28 protein-coding genes are annotated in these 15,755 nt (G+C 43.8%); all 28 read left to right on the top strand.

The features are described from left to right. The first annotated feature begins 46 nt into the window (after positions 1–46). The 28 genes from BM003_RS17510 to BM003_RS03375 all read left to right on the top strand — a co-directional run bounded on the left by BM003_RS17510 (position 47) and on the right by BM003_RS03375 (position 15,753). Positions 47–208, top strand: a complete 162-nt coding sequence (locus BM003_RS17510; protein WP_177184606.1) for a hypothetical protein — start codon at positions 47–49, stop codon at positions 206–208. Next, a complete protein-coding gene (locus BM003_RS03260; RefSeq protein WP_093670055.1) occupies positions 201–1,088 on the top strand; it encodes a hypothetical protein in 888 nt (295 codons plus the stop codon). The genes BM003_RS17510 and BM003_RS03260 overlap by 8 nt, the downstream gene beginning before the upstream one ends. Then, entirely contained in the window at positions 1,057–1,380 is a 324-nt protein-coding gene (locus tag BM003_RS03265) for a hypothetical protein (RefSeq protein ID WP_093670057.1), read from the top strand. Before BM003_RS03260 ends, BM003_RS03265 begins: the two co-directional genes overlap by 32 nt. Further along, a complete protein-coding gene (dnaB, locus tag BM003_RS03270) occupies positions 1,373–2,701 on the top strand; it encodes a replicative DNA helicase (protein ID WP_093670059.1) in 1,329 nt (442 codons plus the stop codon). Before BM003_RS03265 ends, dnaB begins: the two co-directional genes overlap by 8 nt. Next, positions 2,667–2,810: a hypothetical protein gene (locus BM003_RS17515; protein WP_177184607.1), complete on the top strand. Its 144-nt coding sequence runs from the start codon at positions 2,667–2,669 to the stop codon at positions 2,808–2,810. Before dnaB ends, BM003_RS17515 begins: the two co-directional genes overlap by 35 nt. Next, the gene (locus BM003_RS17520) at positions 2,811–2,957 is read left to right on the top strand and encodes a hypothetical protein (protein WP_177184608.1); all 147 of its coding nucleotides are present in this window, start codon (positions 2,811–2,813) and stop codon (positions 2,955–2,957) included. Between the two features lie 141 nt (positions 2,958–3,098). After that, positions 3,099–3,683, top strand: a complete 585-nt coding sequence (locus tag BM003_RS17525; RefSeq protein ID WP_177184609.1) for a Rha family transcriptional regulator — start codon at positions 3,099–3,101, stop codon at positions 3,681–3,683. Positions 3,684–3,688: 5 nt separating this feature from the next. Continuing rightward, complete coding sequence (locus BM003_RS03280; RefSeq protein WP_093670061.1) at positions 3,689–3,919, top strand: hypothetical protein; 231 nt, start codon at positions 3,689–3,691, stop codon at positions 3,917–3,919. 1 nt (position 3,920) lies between these two features. After that, a complete protein-coding gene (locus tag BM003_RS03285; protein WP_093670063.1) occupies positions 3,921–4,499 on the top strand; it encodes an HNH endonuclease signature motif containing protein in 579 nt (192 codons plus the stop codon). A 23-nt stretch (positions 4,500–4,522) separates the two neighbouring features. Next, positions 4,523–4,729: a hypothetical protein gene (locus BM003_RS03290; RefSeq protein WP_093670065.1), complete on the top strand. Its 207-nt coding sequence runs from the start codon at positions 4,523–4,525 to the stop codon at positions 4,727–4,729. A 128-nt stretch (positions 4,730–4,857) separates the two neighbouring features. Then, complete coding sequence (locus BM003_RS03295) at positions 4,858–5,067, top strand: XtrA/YqaO family protein (RefSeq protein WP_093670067.1); 210 nt, start codon at positions 4,858–4,860, stop codon at positions 5,065–5,067. A gap of 31 nt (positions 5,068–5,098) precedes the next feature. Then, a complete protein-coding gene (locus BM003_RS03300) occupies positions 5,099–6,208 on the top strand; it encodes a hypothetical protein (RefSeq protein WP_093670069.1) in 1,110 nt (369 codons plus the stop codon). A gap of 98 nt (positions 6,209–6,306) precedes the next feature. Continuing rightward, positions 6,307–6,474 carry a hypothetical protein gene (locus tag BM003_RS17530; protein ID WP_177184610.1) on the top strand — a complete coding sequence of 56 codons (168 nt, stop codon included), beginning with the start codon at positions 6,307–6,309 and terminating at the stop codon, positions 6,472–6,474. A gap of 10 nt (positions 6,475–6,484) precedes the next feature. Then, the gene (locus BM003_RS03305) at positions 6,485–6,964 is read left to right on the top strand and encodes a sigma-70 family RNA polymerase sigma factor (RefSeq protein ID WP_177184611.1); all 480 of its coding nucleotides are present in this window, start codon (positions 6,485–6,487) and stop codon (positions 6,962–6,964) included. Then, positions 6,961–7,506, top strand: a complete 546-nt coding sequence (locus tag BM003_RS03310) for a tyrosine-type recombinase/integrase (protein ID WP_093670073.1) — start codon at positions 6,961–6,963, stop codon at positions 7,504–7,506. The genes BM003_RS03305 and BM003_RS03310 overlap by 4 nt, the downstream gene beginning before the upstream one ends. Before the next feature lie 179 nt (positions 7,507–7,685). After that, a complete protein-coding gene (locus tag BM003_RS03315; RefSeq protein ID WP_093670075.1) occupies positions 7,686–7,937 on the top strand; it encodes a hypothetical protein in 252 nt (83 codons plus the stop codon). Further along, positions 7,937–8,227, top strand: a complete 291-nt coding sequence (locus BM003_RS03320) for an HNH endonuclease (RefSeq protein ID WP_093670077.1) — start codon at positions 7,937–7,939, stop codon at positions 8,225–8,227. Before BM003_RS03315 ends, BM003_RS03320 begins: the two co-directional genes overlap by 1 nt. Before the next feature lie 28 nt (positions 8,228–8,255). Then, complete coding sequence (locus BM003_RS03325; protein WP_093670078.1) at positions 8,256–8,870, top strand: HNH endonuclease; 615 nt, start codon at positions 8,256–8,258, stop codon at positions 8,868–8,870. Between the two features lie 97 nt (positions 8,871–8,967). Next, positions 8,968–9,324 carry a P-loop NTPase family protein gene (locus tag BM003_RS03330; RefSeq protein WP_093670080.1) on the top strand — a complete coding sequence of 119 codons (357 nt, stop codon included), beginning with the start codon at positions 8,968–8,970 and terminating at the stop codon, positions 9,322–9,324. Next, complete coding sequence (locus BM003_RS03335; protein ID WP_093670082.1) at positions 9,321–11,015, top strand: terminase large subunit; 1,695 nt, start codon at positions 9,321–9,323, stop codon at positions 11,013–11,015. The genes BM003_RS03330 and BM003_RS03335 overlap by 4 nt, the downstream gene beginning before the upstream one ends. 22 nt (positions 11,016–11,037) lie before the next feature. Next, positions 11,038–12,267: a phage portal protein gene (locus BM003_RS03340; RefSeq protein ID WP_093670084.1), complete on the top strand. Its 1,230-nt coding sequence runs from the start codon at positions 11,038–11,040 to the stop codon at positions 12,265–12,267. Beyond that, positions 12,206–12,793 (top strand): HK97 family phage prohead protease, encoded by a 588-nt coding sequence (locus tag BM003_RS03345; protein ID WP_425441034.1) that lies wholly within the window; start codon positions 12,206–12,208, stop codon positions 12,791–12,793. The genes BM003_RS03340 and BM003_RS03345 overlap by 62 nt, the downstream gene beginning before the upstream one ends. Before the next feature lie 22 nt (positions 12,794–12,815). Continuing rightward, a complete protein-coding gene (locus BM003_RS03350) occupies positions 12,816–14,069 on the top strand; it encodes a phage major capsid protein (RefSeq protein ID WP_093670088.1) in 1,254 nt (417 codons plus the stop codon). Positions 14,070–14,117: 48 nt separating this feature from the next. After that, a complete protein-coding gene (locus tag BM003_RS03355; RefSeq protein ID WP_093670090.1) occupies positions 14,118–14,306 on the top strand; it encodes a hypothetical protein in 189 nt (62 codons plus the stop codon). 6 nt (positions 14,307–14,312) lie between these two features. Beyond that, complete coding sequence (locus BM003_RS03360) at positions 14,313–14,618, top strand: head-tail connector protein (RefSeq protein WP_093670092.1); 306 nt, start codon at positions 14,313–14,315, stop codon at positions 14,616–14,618. Then, the gene (locus tag BM003_RS03365) at positions 14,611–14,928 is read left to right on the top strand and encodes a hypothetical protein (protein WP_093670094.1); all 318 of its coding nucleotides are present in this window, start codon (positions 14,611–14,613) and stop codon (positions 14,926–14,928) included. The genes BM003_RS03360 and BM003_RS03365 overlap by 8 nt, the downstream gene beginning before the upstream one ends. Continuing rightward, positions 14,925–15,362, top strand: coding sequence for an HK97 gp10 family phage protein (locus BM003_RS03370; RefSeq protein ID WP_093670096.1), 438 nt, complete (start codon positions 14,925–14,927; stop codon positions 15,360–15,362). The genes BM003_RS03365 and BM003_RS03370 overlap by 4 nt, the downstream gene beginning before the upstream one ends. Continuing rightward, positions 15,346–15,753, top strand: a complete 408-nt coding sequence (locus tag BM003_RS03375; protein WP_177184612.1) for a DUF3168 domain-containing protein — start codon at positions 15,346–15,348, stop codon at positions 15,751–15,753. The genes BM003_RS03370 and BM003_RS03375 overlap by 17 nt, the downstream gene beginning before the upstream one ends. Positions 15,754–15,755: the final 2 nt, after the last annotated feature.

The following is a 15,755-nucleotide window of genomic DNA, read 5'->3' on the forward strand; positions in this document are numbered from 1 at the left end:
TTGCTCCTGCAGCGGGCAGGAACACCGATAGAAAGGAGACGATGGTTTGGCACTCAAGACAAACAAAGACTGGTATGGGTTCTTCGCCACGCTGGAAGTAAACATGATCGTTCAGGACAAGTCTCATGTCGTTGCCTATGCCAAGGAGAACAAATGTAGGTATTATCGCATGGCGAAGCAGGAACGGCAGGTGAAGGGCATTGGCTAAATTCAGGCAAGTTCATGTGAACTTTTGGTCGGATCCGAAAGTGATGGAGGAAATGACTCCTGAGGATCGTTATTTCTATCTTTACTTATTAACCAATCCCTTGACGTCTCAAATAGGTATTTATCAGATTACCAAAAAACAAATGGCTTTTGACCTTGGCTACTCACTTGAAACGGTCAACAGCTTGATTAATCGATTTGAAACGCATCATCGGCTAATTAAATACAACCAGGAGACGCGAGAGATTGCCATTATAAAATGGGGCAAATACAACCTTAATAAGACAGGTAAACCGGTGCTTGATTGCATCGATAAAGAATTGGCATCTGTCAAAGATGTGTCCCTACTTACTTTAATCATTGATCACATTCCTAACAATACGATTGTAGAGCGATTCTTACGTGTCGCTAACGATACGTCTAACGACTCGTCAACGACAGGTGGACAAGAAGAAGAAAAAGAAGAAGAACAAGAAAAAGAAAAGACTTCTTGTCGCAAAACGAAGTTTTCCGACGAGCACCTGGAAATGGCGAATCTATTACTCTCTTTGATTCAAGCCAATAACCCGAATTACAAAGCTCCGTCAAAGTTAGAGAAATGGGCAAATGATATTCGCTTGATGATGGAACGAGATAAGCGCACGAAAGAGCAGGTTGAGTATTTAATTCGTTGGTCCCAAAGAGATGATTTTTGGAGCACGGTCATTTTATCTCCGAACAGCCTAAGAAAAGGTTTTGACAAAATGGTTGCCCGTTGTCGGCAAGAGAGCAAGCAGAAACAGAGCAGAGGTTTTCCTGCGAATCGCGCTCAACAAAACGACGCGGCAATTGAAAGGTGGTTGAGACAGAGTGAATCAGTCGCAAGTAGCGCATCTGGTTAAGTGCATTGTGAAAATGTATCCGTATGTGGTCGCAGATGATACATACATGAACATCTGGCTTGCGACGACAAAGCACGCGGATTTCGAAGCAACGATGGAGCGCTTCTACCGCTACGTCAGCGATCCTAAAAGCCGTCATGCTGTTCCATTGCCTGCTGATCTTGTCGTCAATGGACGCGATTCTGGGCTGTTTCAGGAGACCGAGAAAATGCGGCAATGGGAAGCGGAAGCAAAGGCGCATCCGGTAGATAAGAGCAGCTTGCCGCATTTGGAGGTGTTCACAAATGATTGAGGAACATGCGACGATCGAAGCAGAGCAAGCGGTTCTTGGATCAATATTGTATGACAATCAGCTGATGGACATGTGTTGGCTGACTGCAAATCATTTTTCAAAGGCAGCGCACAAGGTGATCTTCTCCGGATTCGAAGCATTGAATCTCAAGGAATTACCGATTGATCCGGTGACACTGGCAAAAGAGCTTGGGGACAAGCTGCAACAAACAGGCGGCATTGGTTATTTGGCCGAGCTGGTCAACGGAATCGCAACGACTGCGAATTTTGAGTTTTACGAACGGATCCTGAACGATGCACGCAAGCTGCGTGAAGCCAGGACAAAAGTGAATCAATTTGTGAACGCGCCAAGTACCGAGGGCATTGAAGAATTAGCAAAGTCGCTTGATGAAATCGTTGATACGCGTCCGATCGATGATGAGATGACCGATCGCGAAAGCATGATGAATATCTATGATTCTCTCTTTGAGAAACGCGGCGACATTTCAGGTGTGCCGACTGGCATCACTGACTTAGATCGCATGACAAGCGGTCTGCAGGATGATGATCTGATCATCGTCGCCGGCAGGCCATCCATGGGCAAGACGGCCTTCGCCTTGAATATTGCCAAGAGCTCAGCTGCGGATGATGTGGTGGTCGATCTGTTCAGCCTTGAAATGCCGAAAACGAAAATTCAGCAACGGCTGTTGTCCGCGATCGGGAACATCGATGCAGGAAAATGGCGCAATCCGGAACGGTTCATGAATGCCGGTGATGTAGAAAGTGTGATCAAAGGCATGGGCATCTATGAACAATGGTCGCTAGCAATACATGACCGGCCGTCACAGACTATTGCCAGTATGCGCGCAACCATTCGCAAGTCGATTAAGAAGCATCCGGATAAAAAACACTTGGCCATCATCGACTATTTGAGTTTTATCAAGATCACCGGAAAGTATGAACGCAGAGATTTGGCTATTGGAGCTGTCACAGGCGGTTTGAAACAGCTTGCCAGACGCTACCATCTGCCGATCATTCTTCTCGCTCAGCTGTCACGTGGCGTTGAATCTCGGCAAGATAAGCGGCCGATGCTCAGCGACTTGCGCGAATCCGGGAACATCGAGCAGGATGCGGATCTGATCTTGTTTTTATATCGCGATGACTACTATAACCGCGAATCCGATAAGCAGAACATTGTTGAAATCATCATGGGAAAACAGCGCAATGGCCCAGTGGGGACCGTGGAAGCAGCATTTATCAAAGAGTATGCAAAGTTCGTAAACATCGATCGAAAGGCGGTGGCAGCTCATGCTCAGCAAGCAAGACCGAACGTTGATGATTGATTTTCTAATCCTGGCCGAAGGCTGCACACGTGAGTTTTGGGAAAAGCAGCCGGACAAGCTTCTTCAGAAGAACTATGAAGAATGCTGCCTTTCTGAAGGCGGTGAGTGAATGAAAAAACGTGACCTGGTGTACTTGCAGAAAAAGGATGAAGGCGCATTGGTCTTCACATTCGAGTATCTCACATGGAAGCAAACGCGCGAGAGAATGCGTGATGGCTGGGAAGTTGCCAAAGGCGAAACGGATGTGAGCAGATGATTTTCTTAATAGCATTGTGCCTCTTGGTGTTTATGATGCTGGCAAATGGAATGATGGCGATCGCAGTCTTAATTTGCGGGTCGATTCTGGCAAAGAGGAAACTGCGTGGGAAAAGGTCATTCAGTGAGGAGGGAGAGAGCGATGGACAGTCTGGTCTATCAAAAGAATTCGGCGATCGTAACTGATTCATTGACGATTGCCAAAGTGTTTCAGAAGCGCCATGACAAGGTTCTGCGCGATATCAAGAACCTATCATGTTCTGAGCAATTCAAAGTGCTCAATTTTGGAGAGTCGTCTTATTTCAATAAACAAGGTCGAAAAATGCCGCTTTATATCATCAAGGAAAATGGATTTTATATCCTTGCCATGGGATATACCGGTGACAAGGCAATGGCTTTTAAAGAGCAGTACATCAACGAATTTCAGAGGATGCGCACGATTTTGGAGAGCCGAAAAGAGCACCGGTTGACGCTCGTTTCAAAACAGCAGAATGCAATAAAGGATGCAGTCCGAACAAGAATCATGCTGCTTTATCCATCCGTTCGTGACAACGCCAGGAGAAAGTATTACGCAAGAATTTACCAACAGCTGAAAGCAAAATGCGGTGTGGAATCCTATCGGGACATTAACAGTTTGGACTTTGATTTTGCAATGAAATTCATTCAGGATTGGGACTCACCAAAATTGGCGAGTGCAACCATAAGCGAAAACCTAGTGAAAGGATGATTGAAATGAGAAACACATTAGGCGATCTGAACAATCACCTGTTCGCGCAGCTCGAACGTTTGAGCGATGAAAACTTAACCAGTGAAGAACTGGAAGAGGAAATGAAACGTGCGAAGTCGATTACTGGCGTTGCTTCTCAAATTATTGCAAACGGCGCGCTGGTATTGGAAGCGAAAAAGGCAACGGAAGACAGTTTCCATGCAGATTCTCAGTTGCCAAAAATGCTGGAGGGATGATATGGCACGCTTATTTACCCCGGAACAAGACCAGTTCCTCAAAAACCATGTTAAAGGCATAGGGAACGCTGAACTTGCTACGATGCTAAATGAAAAGTTTGGCTTGTCGCTTACCCGGAAACAAGTGAAGGTCTACAAACGCAACCATGGTCTTAGCAGCGGTTTGAAAGGCTACTTTAAAAAAGGTCATGTACCTGCAAATAAAGGCACACATAACGGCGGTTGGGAACCGACTCAATTCAAAAAAGGATGTCGGCCACACAACTACATGCCGATCGGCACCGAATGTGTGAAAAGCGACGGTTACATTTGGGTTAAGATTGCGGATCCAGGAAAATGGAGACAAAAGCATTTGCTGCTTTGGGAACACGTAAACGGCCCGGTACCGAAAGGACATAAAATCATTTTCGGCGATGGCGATCGTCGGAATGTCGATCTCAATAATTTAATTTTGGTGACGGACAAGCAGCTGGCCGTTTTAAACAGAAAAGGACTTATTCAGAATGACGCTGAGTTGACCAGGACCGGGATCGTGCTTGCTGATTTGTTCAGCAAGATGCAAGAGCGAAAGCGCAGGTGAATCTGATTGAAGGAGAGATATTAATGGGCTTTTTAGAAGTTTTAACGATAATTTTTGTTATTTGTAAGTTGATCGGAGTATTAAGTTGGAGTTGGTGGATAGTTCTGTTGCCAGAAATCATTGCCGTTGCAATTTATATCATTTGGTTTGGTGTTTTTGGTTTAATTTTTGGTCGGACAAAAAGAAAGATTGACAAAGCATTTGATGATGATTTTTTCAAGAAGTGGTAATGACGTAGTTGACACAAAAACGCAGATGTATTGAGATGCAAATTCTAATGCATCTGTGCTACATAAAAAAGGCTCGGATCCCTCCGAGCGACTTTGACAAGTTAATTCTACCATACGGAGGGATTATGATGCTTCCTTTTAAAGAAATAAAAATTGATCCAAGGACTATGAAACTAGGACTTGATATTGATATAATCAGGGGAAATAAACCATTTATTGTCGTTGTTGGTGACGGAAAAGCGAAACTCTATGATTTACCTGAGCATGGTGGACAAACTGTCGTAATGCATCAAGGAAGAATCAAACGCGTGAAGTCTGAGGACGGTGATGAATGGTAAGCGAACAATCAATTAAAAAGGATGCTTTAATATGAATATATGTGGGCTAGTAACATATTATATTACATTAAATATTATATGGATTTTTATTTTGGAATTGTTTTTTGTTCTTATTTCAAATATAAATGCAAGCTTTCAATCAGAAATAAACAACAAACAACTAGATTATCTTTTGTCTAATAACTATTCTAAACTTGTTAAAAGTATTCGCTTTGAATATAGATTTGAAAATTTCACCTCACGTTTTTATAGTCCACTGGGAAACATAAGAAGAGCAGATTATGATGTTAGGTCAGTCGCTGAATCATTGGTGAGCTACAATTCTTTTTATGAAGGATTCAAGTTAATTTGTTATAGGCTAAACCCATTTCGTATTTTTAATATAGTCATAATTTTGTTGTCTGTATATTTAATTTTCGGATATCAATTTATACTAACTTGGATTGATTTTGCATTTAATTTTATTTTGAAATGGAATAATTATTTTCCCACATTTTTGTCTTTGATTGCGATATTTATCACTGTAGTATATTCAAGTAAACACGGAAGGTTTATTAGAACAAAAATAAAAATCAAAAGTTCTGATTTTGATGAATGTATGATGTTTAATAAGGAATTTAGTAATGCCGTTTTGGATTCATTAATATTTTCAATGTCGAACATAGATCATTTTATGGGTTATAGAAACATTCTCATCAATTCATTTACTAAGAACAATTTATTTGAAAAAAACTATAATCAGTTGAAAGGATTGCTCAATGATGTAAAGAATCTTGATGAACTAAAAGAAATAGTGAAAGAGAATCTTGGACATAAATTGAAATTTCCATTTCTTAAAGTTAAGAAAAATTATGTTTGTTATTTGCTAGATTCAAAATTCAATTCGTTTTCCGCAAAAAATATTGGTAATGATTATGTCGTGAGCACGATAGTTTGTGATAAAGAATATTTTATAAAAACTATTGATTTCTACATAAAGTATAATAAAAGCATGGAGCAGTTTCAGAGCAGTATTGATCAATTCGCTTTGTCACTTATTAGAGACATTGTATGCCTTAAAATGTATCTTGAAATAATCACCAAAGAGCTTCAAAAAGGAAATCTTGTGTCTTCTCTTTTTGAGAATGTATTTAAAAAATAGTATATAAATCGTTCTACCAGCCAACTGGAGGACACGGAATACGGTTAAAAGCCGTTATTCTGTGTCCTTTTTTATTTATCAAAAAAGGAGTGTTCTTCATGAATCGTTCCGAAAATCTCAAGAAAAGTATCAGTTCAGACAGCAATCGTTCACGAAAACGGGGGTGTCGTTCTGAAAAAATGCCGCAGCACGTGATTGAGAACTTGATGGGTATTCATGATCCGACATACAAGCGCGTCAAAGGTGGAGCATTCAAACAGAAGTGAGGTGTGTAATTTGAGTGTACGAACAATGGTTTACGAATATAGGCGTTCTATAAGGCTTGCAAAGAAAGCTTATGCTTCGGCTCCGATTAAAGAAGATCCGAATAGCATAGAAAGAACGATCATTTCAGAAATGTTGAGTGACATGCACTTTGCCCTGGCATGGATCCATTGCGGATTCAATCCTTATCATAAGTGCGGAGCTTATCGCAGATCAGAAGTTCAGTTCATGGATCCGGATTTGATGGATGCGATTGAGTTGGAATCAAAACCGCAAGATGCACGAGAGTTAAGCGATATGGAACGAATAGACATAAAGATTGCACTCTCAAAACTGACAGAACGCGAGACAGATATTTATGTCATGCATCATGCTGAAATGTTGCCATTGGATGAGATAGCGGAGCTGCTGGGTGTCAAGAAAAGCACAGTCGCTACAACAATCAGACGGGCGCAAAAGAAAATCAATAAGGCGATAGGAGGCAGATCATGAACGTTGTGCAGCCGATCCGGGACCAGGATAAAATCAATAAAATGTATGAGCATTTGAGAAGCAGATCCGAACGTGACTTTATGATCTTCTTGCTTGGCATCTGTGTTGGACTGCGAATATCTGATTTATTGCGGCTGAAGAAAGAGGATCTTTACAAACCGCACATCACGATCATTGAGAAGAAAACAAAGAAGACCAAGCGCTTCAAGATTCCTGGCTACATCAAGAAGTATGTGGTGCCGTTTGCTGATCAGTTGAACGATGGGGACTTTATCTTTAAAAGTCGGCAGGGCAAGAACAAACCGATCTGCAGATCAACAGCGTACAAGATTCTCAATGATGCAGCCAAGGCATGTCACCTGCAAGAGATTGGCACGCACACGCTGCGGAAGACGTTTGGCTACCATCATTACAAGGTCAATCATGATGTGGCCATACTGCAGGAACTGTTCAATCACTCGAAGCCAGAGATCACATTACGATACATCGGCATCACACAAGACCAGATTGATCGGTCTGTGGACAAGGTCAAATTAATCTAGCTTTCTACTCACTTCACCACAATTACTATTAGCGTGAACTCATATCAAAAATATTTTTTAAGCCTGATAGATCAAGGGATTCAGCGATTCTGCGAGTTGAACAGAATAGGTATTGAGGTGAACTCGTCATACGAATTGCAGTATTAGTGAGAGGTTCTTTTTTAGGAGGCCAGTTAGAGATGGGATTTTACAAACGTGGGTACATCGCCAAAAGTGAGCTTCCTGATGAAGCACTCAATATGTATCTTGGCGCAATGCAGAGATCCAGTCAGAGCGAATTAGCTGAATTGTTAGCTTACCTAGATCGATTGATCCGTATGCATGAACAAGGCATTACTTTAGCGAGTACTAATAACAGCGTGTTAGAACGGATCAAGGTTATGTGTAATGCGATTGAGGAAGTAATTAATCACGATAGTAGTGAGAGCTAATGCAACCATGGGCAGAGAAGTTCTATGCATCGACGCAATGGAGAAGGTGCAGGAATGCATACTTCAAGAAGAGGCATGGCATCTGTGAACGATGTGGCAAGCCTGGCAAGATTGTTCATCATAAGATCGTTCTTGATCCAGTGAACATCAATGATCCAATGATCACATTGAATGACATTCATTTTGAATTGCTTTGCCAGGAGTGCCATAACATTTTTCATAATGCTAAGTACGGGGTGACCATGAACGGTGTTCACTTCAATGAATATGGTGAATTGGTGCAGTCATAGTACTTCTTAATCGAAGAGGTGAGGAATCATGTGCATTGTTACATGGTGCGATAACAAGTCGCATCCAAGCGGCAGTGGATATTGTCGCCGTCATTATGATCAGATCAGGAAATATGGAAAGGTTCTTAATGAACGCAATGCTCATAACAAGAATCAAATAGAATTTCACGATGATGTTGCAGATCTCATACTAAGAAATAATGATGGCAATGTGGTTGCCAAAGCATTGATTGATATTGAGGACATTCGTCTTGTGTCTAAATACAAGTGGTCATTAAAAGACAACGGCTATGTAAGAACTGTAATCAAGGGTAAAACGGTCTACCTGCATAGGTTATTAACTGCTGCAAAAAGTGGCGATGAGATAGATCATATCAATTTAAATAAGCTTGACAATAGAAAAAAGAATTTAAGATTCTGTACACACGAGCAGAACTGTTGGAATAGATTCAGTGTAAATCATGGAGTATCAAAGTTAAAAAGAAATTTGAGAAAACCATTTATAGCAACGATAACTGTCAGAGGGAAATCCATTTGGCTGGGCTATTATGCAACATTACATGAAGCAACAGTAGCAAGAGCAAAAGCAGAGGAAAAATACCATAAAGAATTTCGCTGTAATGTATCTATGCCGATGCTATAGCCCCCCCATTTTCTATTTTCTTCCTATGTCACCGTAACCGTTAGCCCCAGATTAGAATGATACACGGGTCGTCCCACATGAGGGGGGGTCACATTTTATGGCGAAATTGAGCAAGAAAAAACAAGATGAATTGATCAGTTCCGAGATTGAGCGACTTACCGAGATTTACAAGGATATCGCAGAGGATAAAAAGAAAGCGGCCCAGCGCTTAATTGAGCGGGTCGCTTTTATGACGATTACGCTTGAAATCCTTGAGGACACGATCAAAACAAAGGGTCCGACTTATTTGCTGGTCCAGGGGAGTCAGCGGATGCTGATTGAGAACCCGGCGCAGAAGTCGTACAACGCAATGATCAATCGTTATACCGCGGCAATGGACAAGCTTATCAATCTCCTGCCTAAAGATGATGGCGATGAGGATGATGGATTCGATGAATTCGTGAACAGCCGATGAGTGCGAGAAAACAATATCCGCTAGCCTATAATCCGATTCTCGACTACTGGGAACAGATTGAAAGTGGTAAGGAAGTTGTCGGCAACAAAGTCCGACGCGTTTATAAAAAATTGGCTGCTGATGTTTATGATCAAAAGTCGGTTTATGAATATTCACCCAAACGCGCCAATCACATTATTGAATTCATCGAGAATTATTGCCGGCAATCGAAAGGCAAGTGGGCGGGGCAGCCGATTGATTTGGAACTTTGGCAGAAAGCTTTTCTCGCTGCGAGTTTCGGATTCATTCATAAGATCGACGGCACGCGAAAATATCGTGAAGTGCTGCTGATCGTTGCCCGTAAGAATGGAAAGTCCACTCTATCATCTGGCATATGTCTTTATCTTCAGGTTGCGGATGGTGAAGGCGGTGCGGAAGTTTACGCGGTTGCCACAAAGGAGAAACAAGCGAAGATCGTTTGGTCTGAATCCAAGAAGATGGTCAAGAAGTCGCCGGTGCTTCGTAAACGGATCACACCACTCGTTAAAGAGCTGCGTGCGGATTTCAATGACAGCACGTTTGAACCGCTGGGCAGTGACAGCGACAAACTGGACGGATTGAACGTCCACGGCGCATCGCTTGACGAAATTCACGCTTGGAAAGACAAGAATCTGTATGACGTCATTGTTGACGGTACTTCGTCACGTGAACAGCCGATGATTCTCATGATTTCAACGGCAGGAACGGTTCGCGAATCGGTTTACGACATCAAATATGATGAAGGAGAGATGGTGCTCAATGGTTTCGATGATCCCAATGGCTATAAGGATGACCGATTTCTCCCAATCATCTATGAACTCGACAACCGGGCGGAATGGACGGATCCAAAGACCTGGAAGAAAGCCAATCCTGGACTGGGCACGATTAAGAAATTGGACACGCTGCGAAGCAAAGTCAATAAAGCAAAGGCGAATCCGATTCTTGTCAAAAATCTTCTGTGCAAGGATTTTGATATTCGTGAGACTTCGAGCGAAGCCTGGCTGACCTTCGAGCAGCTGAACAATCCGCAAACGTTCGACATCAAGCTGTTGAAACCAAGCTATGGGATTGGCGGTACCGACTTGTCGAGCACGACCGACCTTACGTCGGCGAAAGTCATTTTCATGGTTGCCAATGATCCGCACATTTACGTATTGCAGATGTACTGGCTTCCTGAAGATCTGCTTGAACAGAGAGCCAAAGAGGACAAGATTCCTTATGATCTGTGGGAACAGCAAGGCTTTCTGCGGACAACACCGGGAAACAGTGTCCATCAAAAATATGTGACGGAATGGTTTCTCGAAGTGCGCGATGATTTTGGCATCTATCTCCCATGGATCGGCTATGATTCCTGGAGCGCTAAGTACTGGGTTGAGGATATGCAAGGCTATTTCGGCAAGGAAGCTATGGTACCGGTAATCCAGGGCAAGAAGACGTTGTCTAGCCCGATGAAGTTGCTCGGTGCGGATCTTGAGAAAAAGATCGTTGTCTACAACAATAACCCAATCGACAAATGGTGTTTATCGAATACTGCGATTGAGATCGATAAGAACCTGAACATTCAGCCGTGCAAAACGCAGAATCAGCGGCGGAGAATCGACGGTACCGCATCGCTGCTTGATGCGTATGTCGTTCTTCAGGACAAGATGAACGATTATTTGAACATGATCTGACAGCAGGAAAGGGGGTGGTTGATTGGGGCTGTTTGAAAAAATATTTGGTAAGCGAACGCCGCAAGGCAGCGGAACGACTCGGCGTTTTGAAATGATTAATGATGTTGGCAAGGGCTTTTATCAGTGGAATGGCAATCTTTATCAAAGCGACATTGTCCGATCTTGCATTCGACCAAAGGCAAAAGCGGTTGGTAAGTTGGTGGCCAAACACATTCGGAATAATGCTGCAGATTTCAAAGTCAATCCGGATACAAACATCCGATTTTTACTCGAGGAACCCAACCCCTTGATGACCGGTCAGATCATGCAGGAGAAGCTGACTACACAGCTGGAGCTGAACAATAATGCGTTTGCTTATATCAAGCGGAATGACCTGGGCATTGCCACGGATATTTACCCGATTCCTTGCACGACTGTTGATGTTGTTGAAGGGGCTTTGGGCGATATCTTCTTGAAGTTCTATTTTGGTAATGGCAAGCAAATGACGGTTCCTTATACAGATGTCATTCATCTCCGGAAGGATTTCAATCAGGATGATTTTTTCGGGGACAGTCCTGGTGAAGCGCTCGCGCCATTGATGAAAGTGGTCACGACTACGGATCAGGGAATCGTTCAGGCGATCAGGAATAGTGCGATGATTCGCTGGATTATGCACTTCAGCAGTGTTTTGAAACCGGATGATATTAAGAAGCAGGTTGATGATTTTACAAATAACTATTTGAACATCGAAAAAAATCGCGTGGCCGCTCCGGCTGATCCACGCTATACACTCGAACAAGTGAAGCCCGAAAGCTATGTCCCCAACGCGGAACAGATGAAAGAAACCACGTTGCGGATCCATAGCTTTTTTAATACCAATCAGAAGATCATTCAAAGCGACTACAACGAAGATGAATGGAACGCTTATTTTGAGAGCGAGATTGAGCCGGTGGCGATGCAGCTGTCCGGGGAATATACGCGCAGGTTATTTACCAGGCGTGAGCGCGGATTCGGCAATCAGATTATTTTTGAAGCGTCAAACCTGCAGCATGCATCCATGAAAACCAAGCTGAACCTGCTGCAGATGGTGGATCGCGGTGCATTGACGCCGAATGAATGGCGCGCTGTCTTTAACTTGACGCCGATTGATGGCGGGGACAAACCGATTCGCCGGCTTGATACAGCGCCGGTCACTAAAGGGGGTGATGATGATGACGGAGAAGGCGGAGACCCGATCAATAACGACGGAGAAAATGGAGATTCGGGAAGCTGAGAATGGTGTCAAACAGATTACCGGCTATGCGGTCAAATGGAGCATGAAGTCTGAGCGGATGGGGTACTGGAACCGGTTCAGAGAGCAATTCAAGAAAGGCGCGTTTGCCAGCTCGTTGGTTGAAGAGGATCAGCGCGCGTTATGGAGTCACGATACTTCAAAGGTTCTGGGGCGAACCAAGAACGATACGCTTCGGCTGTATGAGGATGATGTTGGTTTACGTTTTGAACTGGACTTGCCGGCAACGCAGTTGGGCAGCGATGCCTATGAAACGATCAAGCGCGGTGACGTGGACGGCGTCAGCTTCGGATTCATGATGCAGGTCGAGGAATGGGATGAATCGGATCCGGATAATATCGTCCGCACCGTTTCCCAGGCGAAGCTGATTGAAATCAGCCCGGTTGCTTTTCCTGCTTACCCGGACAGCCAGGTCGCAGCGAGAAGCAAGGATCCATACAAGGATTATGTGAATCAGCGCAAGAAAGGTGAGCTTCGAAAGCGGCTCATACTTGAAACTTATTTATGACAAAAAAGGAGATGTTTGACGCATGGCAAAGAAAAACACTGATTACAGACTTAATTTGAACCTGCAGTATTTTGGTGCGAAGACACTAGAAGAAATCAATAAACGAAAGACCGAAATCCGCAGCCTGCTTGAGGGCGAGGATACAGTTGATCTCGAAGCTCTTGAAAAGGAACTTCGGGATCTGAATGATCAGCAATTGGCCATTGAAAAGCGCCAACGCTTGCTCAAAGAAGCAGAGGCAATTAATAACGGAACACCGCCTGCAGGTGAAACGCGAACGATCGAAACGTTCAATAACAAACCACCGGAACAACGTGAAACAGAAACCGTGGAAACGCCTCAAACGGAGACACTGGAACAGCGCGAGGAACGCGGCAAGCTGCTAAAAGAAAACCGTTCCGTCACCGTTTCTTCATCCAATATCATTTTGCCGAGAACAGACTCAAATACGATCAACCCGACTTTTAATCAGGTTTCAAGTCTGATCGATCGTGTGAAACAAGTTCCACTTGTAGGCGGCGAATCATTTCGGCAGCCTTATGTGAAAGATTACGGTACAGGTGACTATACGGCAGAGGGTGCGGACTACAATGAAACGGATCCGTCATTCGGCTACGCAGAGATTGCCAAGACAAAAGTGACGGCCTATACGGAATGCTCTGAAGAACTGATTAAGCTGCCGAACGCTGATTATGAAGGACAGATCATTGGTGGCGTCAACACGGCTATTCGTAAGAAGATTACCCGTGAAATTCTCGTTGGCGATGGCTCAACAGGTCATCTTGTCGGTATCTTTTCTGCGGCGGCAGCGGCGATCGACGCAGCGAAAGACAAAGAGATCTCGGCGATCGATAATACAACACTGGATGAAATCATCTACAGCTTTGGTGGCGATGAAGACGTTGAAGATGCTTCAGTTCTAATCCTTAACAAGCAGGATCTGAAGGCTTTCTCCAAAGTACGTGACAACAACGGCAATAAATTTTATACCATTGTTAACCATGGCAATACGGGAACGATTGATGGTGTTCCATTCATCATCAACAGTGCATGCAAAGCAGTCAGTGATCCGGCAACAACTGCAGGTCAATATTTGATGGCTTATGGTCCGCTATCTAACTATTCATTGGCGATCTTCAGTAATCTTGATGTTCAGCGTTCGACTGATTATAAGTTCAAGCAAGGTATTTGCGCGCATCGCGGCGATATTTTCTCCGGTGGTAACGTTACGTCCAAAAATGGTTTCCTGCGCGTGAAAAAGGTACTTGCTGGTTGATTTAGTCCGCTTCGGCGGGCTTATTTTTTATAATTTGAGGTGAAATTCATGGTAAAAGGTAAAGTCATTCAGCGTTTTATGGATAAGAACACCAGAAATATTTATGCCGTCGGTGATGAATACAAAGCCGGCTCCAAGAAAAGACTTGATGAATTGATTGAGCTTGAGTTTGTTGAGCCGATCACTGAAAAAGAAAAATCACCTGCAGGTGAAAGTAATCCATCACCAAAGGGGTGATTAGCGATGCCTGATGTTTTACTGCCGGATGTAAAAATGGCCTTGCGTATCTCGCATACTGCTATGGATTCGGAAATTGAAGGTCTGATTGCCGCGGCGCGTGGGGACTTAATCCGTACCGGTCTTTTGGCAGACATGGTGAATGCTGAGACGGTTGATCCCTTGATCAAACAAGCGATCACCACGTATGTGAAAGCGAATTTTGGCCTTGATAATGAGGATTCGGATAAGTATCAGCGGTCCTATGCAATGCTGCGCAATGATCTGTCCCTGAGTCAGGATTACTTGCCGGTTGGTGATGCTGATGTTTAAAGATGTGGTAACGCTGATCAAAACGAGGCGTGAACGAACCAAAGGCGGCGGTTTTAAAGAGGTCATTGATGCGCAGCGTGATGTTTTTGCAGGCAAGCAAAGCGCCGGGCGCACAGAATTTTATATGGCTGCTCAAGCGGATCTGCAGGTTGAGAAAGTTTTCAAGATCCGGATCATGGATTACCAGGATGAGCGCACGCTTCTTAATGAGGGAGCGTGCTATTCCATCATTCGCGATTATGAGAAAGGTGACTTTGTTTATTTAACCTGTCAGAAGCGTTTGGGCGGTTTGGATGAGGTGCTGTCATGACAAAATCGATTGATGTATCCATTGACGGGGTAGAAGTCACTTTAAAAGCAATCAAACTGTTCGACATGGATACAAAAGCAAAGTTAATTGATATTGTGAAGGCTTCTGCTGTTAATCTTCAGAAAAATGCCATGGCAAAAGCACCGATCGCCAAAACGACCATAACAAAAGGAAAAGGGAAACGTGGAGATTTAAGAAAATCCATCCGTCCCAAATACTTTGATGGCGGCTTATCAGCAACTGTCGTTCCGAGAAAGCCTAAGGGCTCGCACCGGCACTTGGTGGAATACGGTACCGTTAGTCGTCGCACCAAGAAAGGTGCAAATCGAGGTGCTATGCCGAGAATGCCGTTCATGGGACCTGCAGAACGTGAGGAAGATGCAGCGTACAATGCGAAAGTGAAAGGGGTTGTTGACCGTGACGAGACCGTATGAAACCGAAATTCTGAATGTGCAGGATGCCGTTTTTCAACGGTTGGCCAACGATCCTGGTTTATCGTCAGCGGTCACCGGAATTTTTGACAAAGTGCCGGAGAATGAACAATTCCCCTATGTGGTGTTCGGCCGGTGTTATGGAACGCCGTACCGAACCAAAAGCACGGATGGCGAGCGCATTGAACTGACTCTGGACATTTGGAGTGGGGATAACGGCAAGAAAGAAACGATTGATCTTGTCAATTTGATCGGTGCAGCGCTGGAGGAAGATCTATCTCTTGAACACGCGGATATTTTTTCCCAAGAGATTAAAAGTCTCGAAGTTTTGGAAGAAATCAATGATTTGTTTCACGGCACATTGGTTTATGAATTTATTTTGGACAAGGAGTGAGG

Source organism: Sporolactobacillus nakayamae, from assembly GCF_900113325.1.
Classification (GTDB): domain Bacteria; phylum Bacillota; class Bacilli; order Bacillales; family Sporolactobacillaceae; genus Sporolactobacillus; species Sporolactobacillus nakayamae.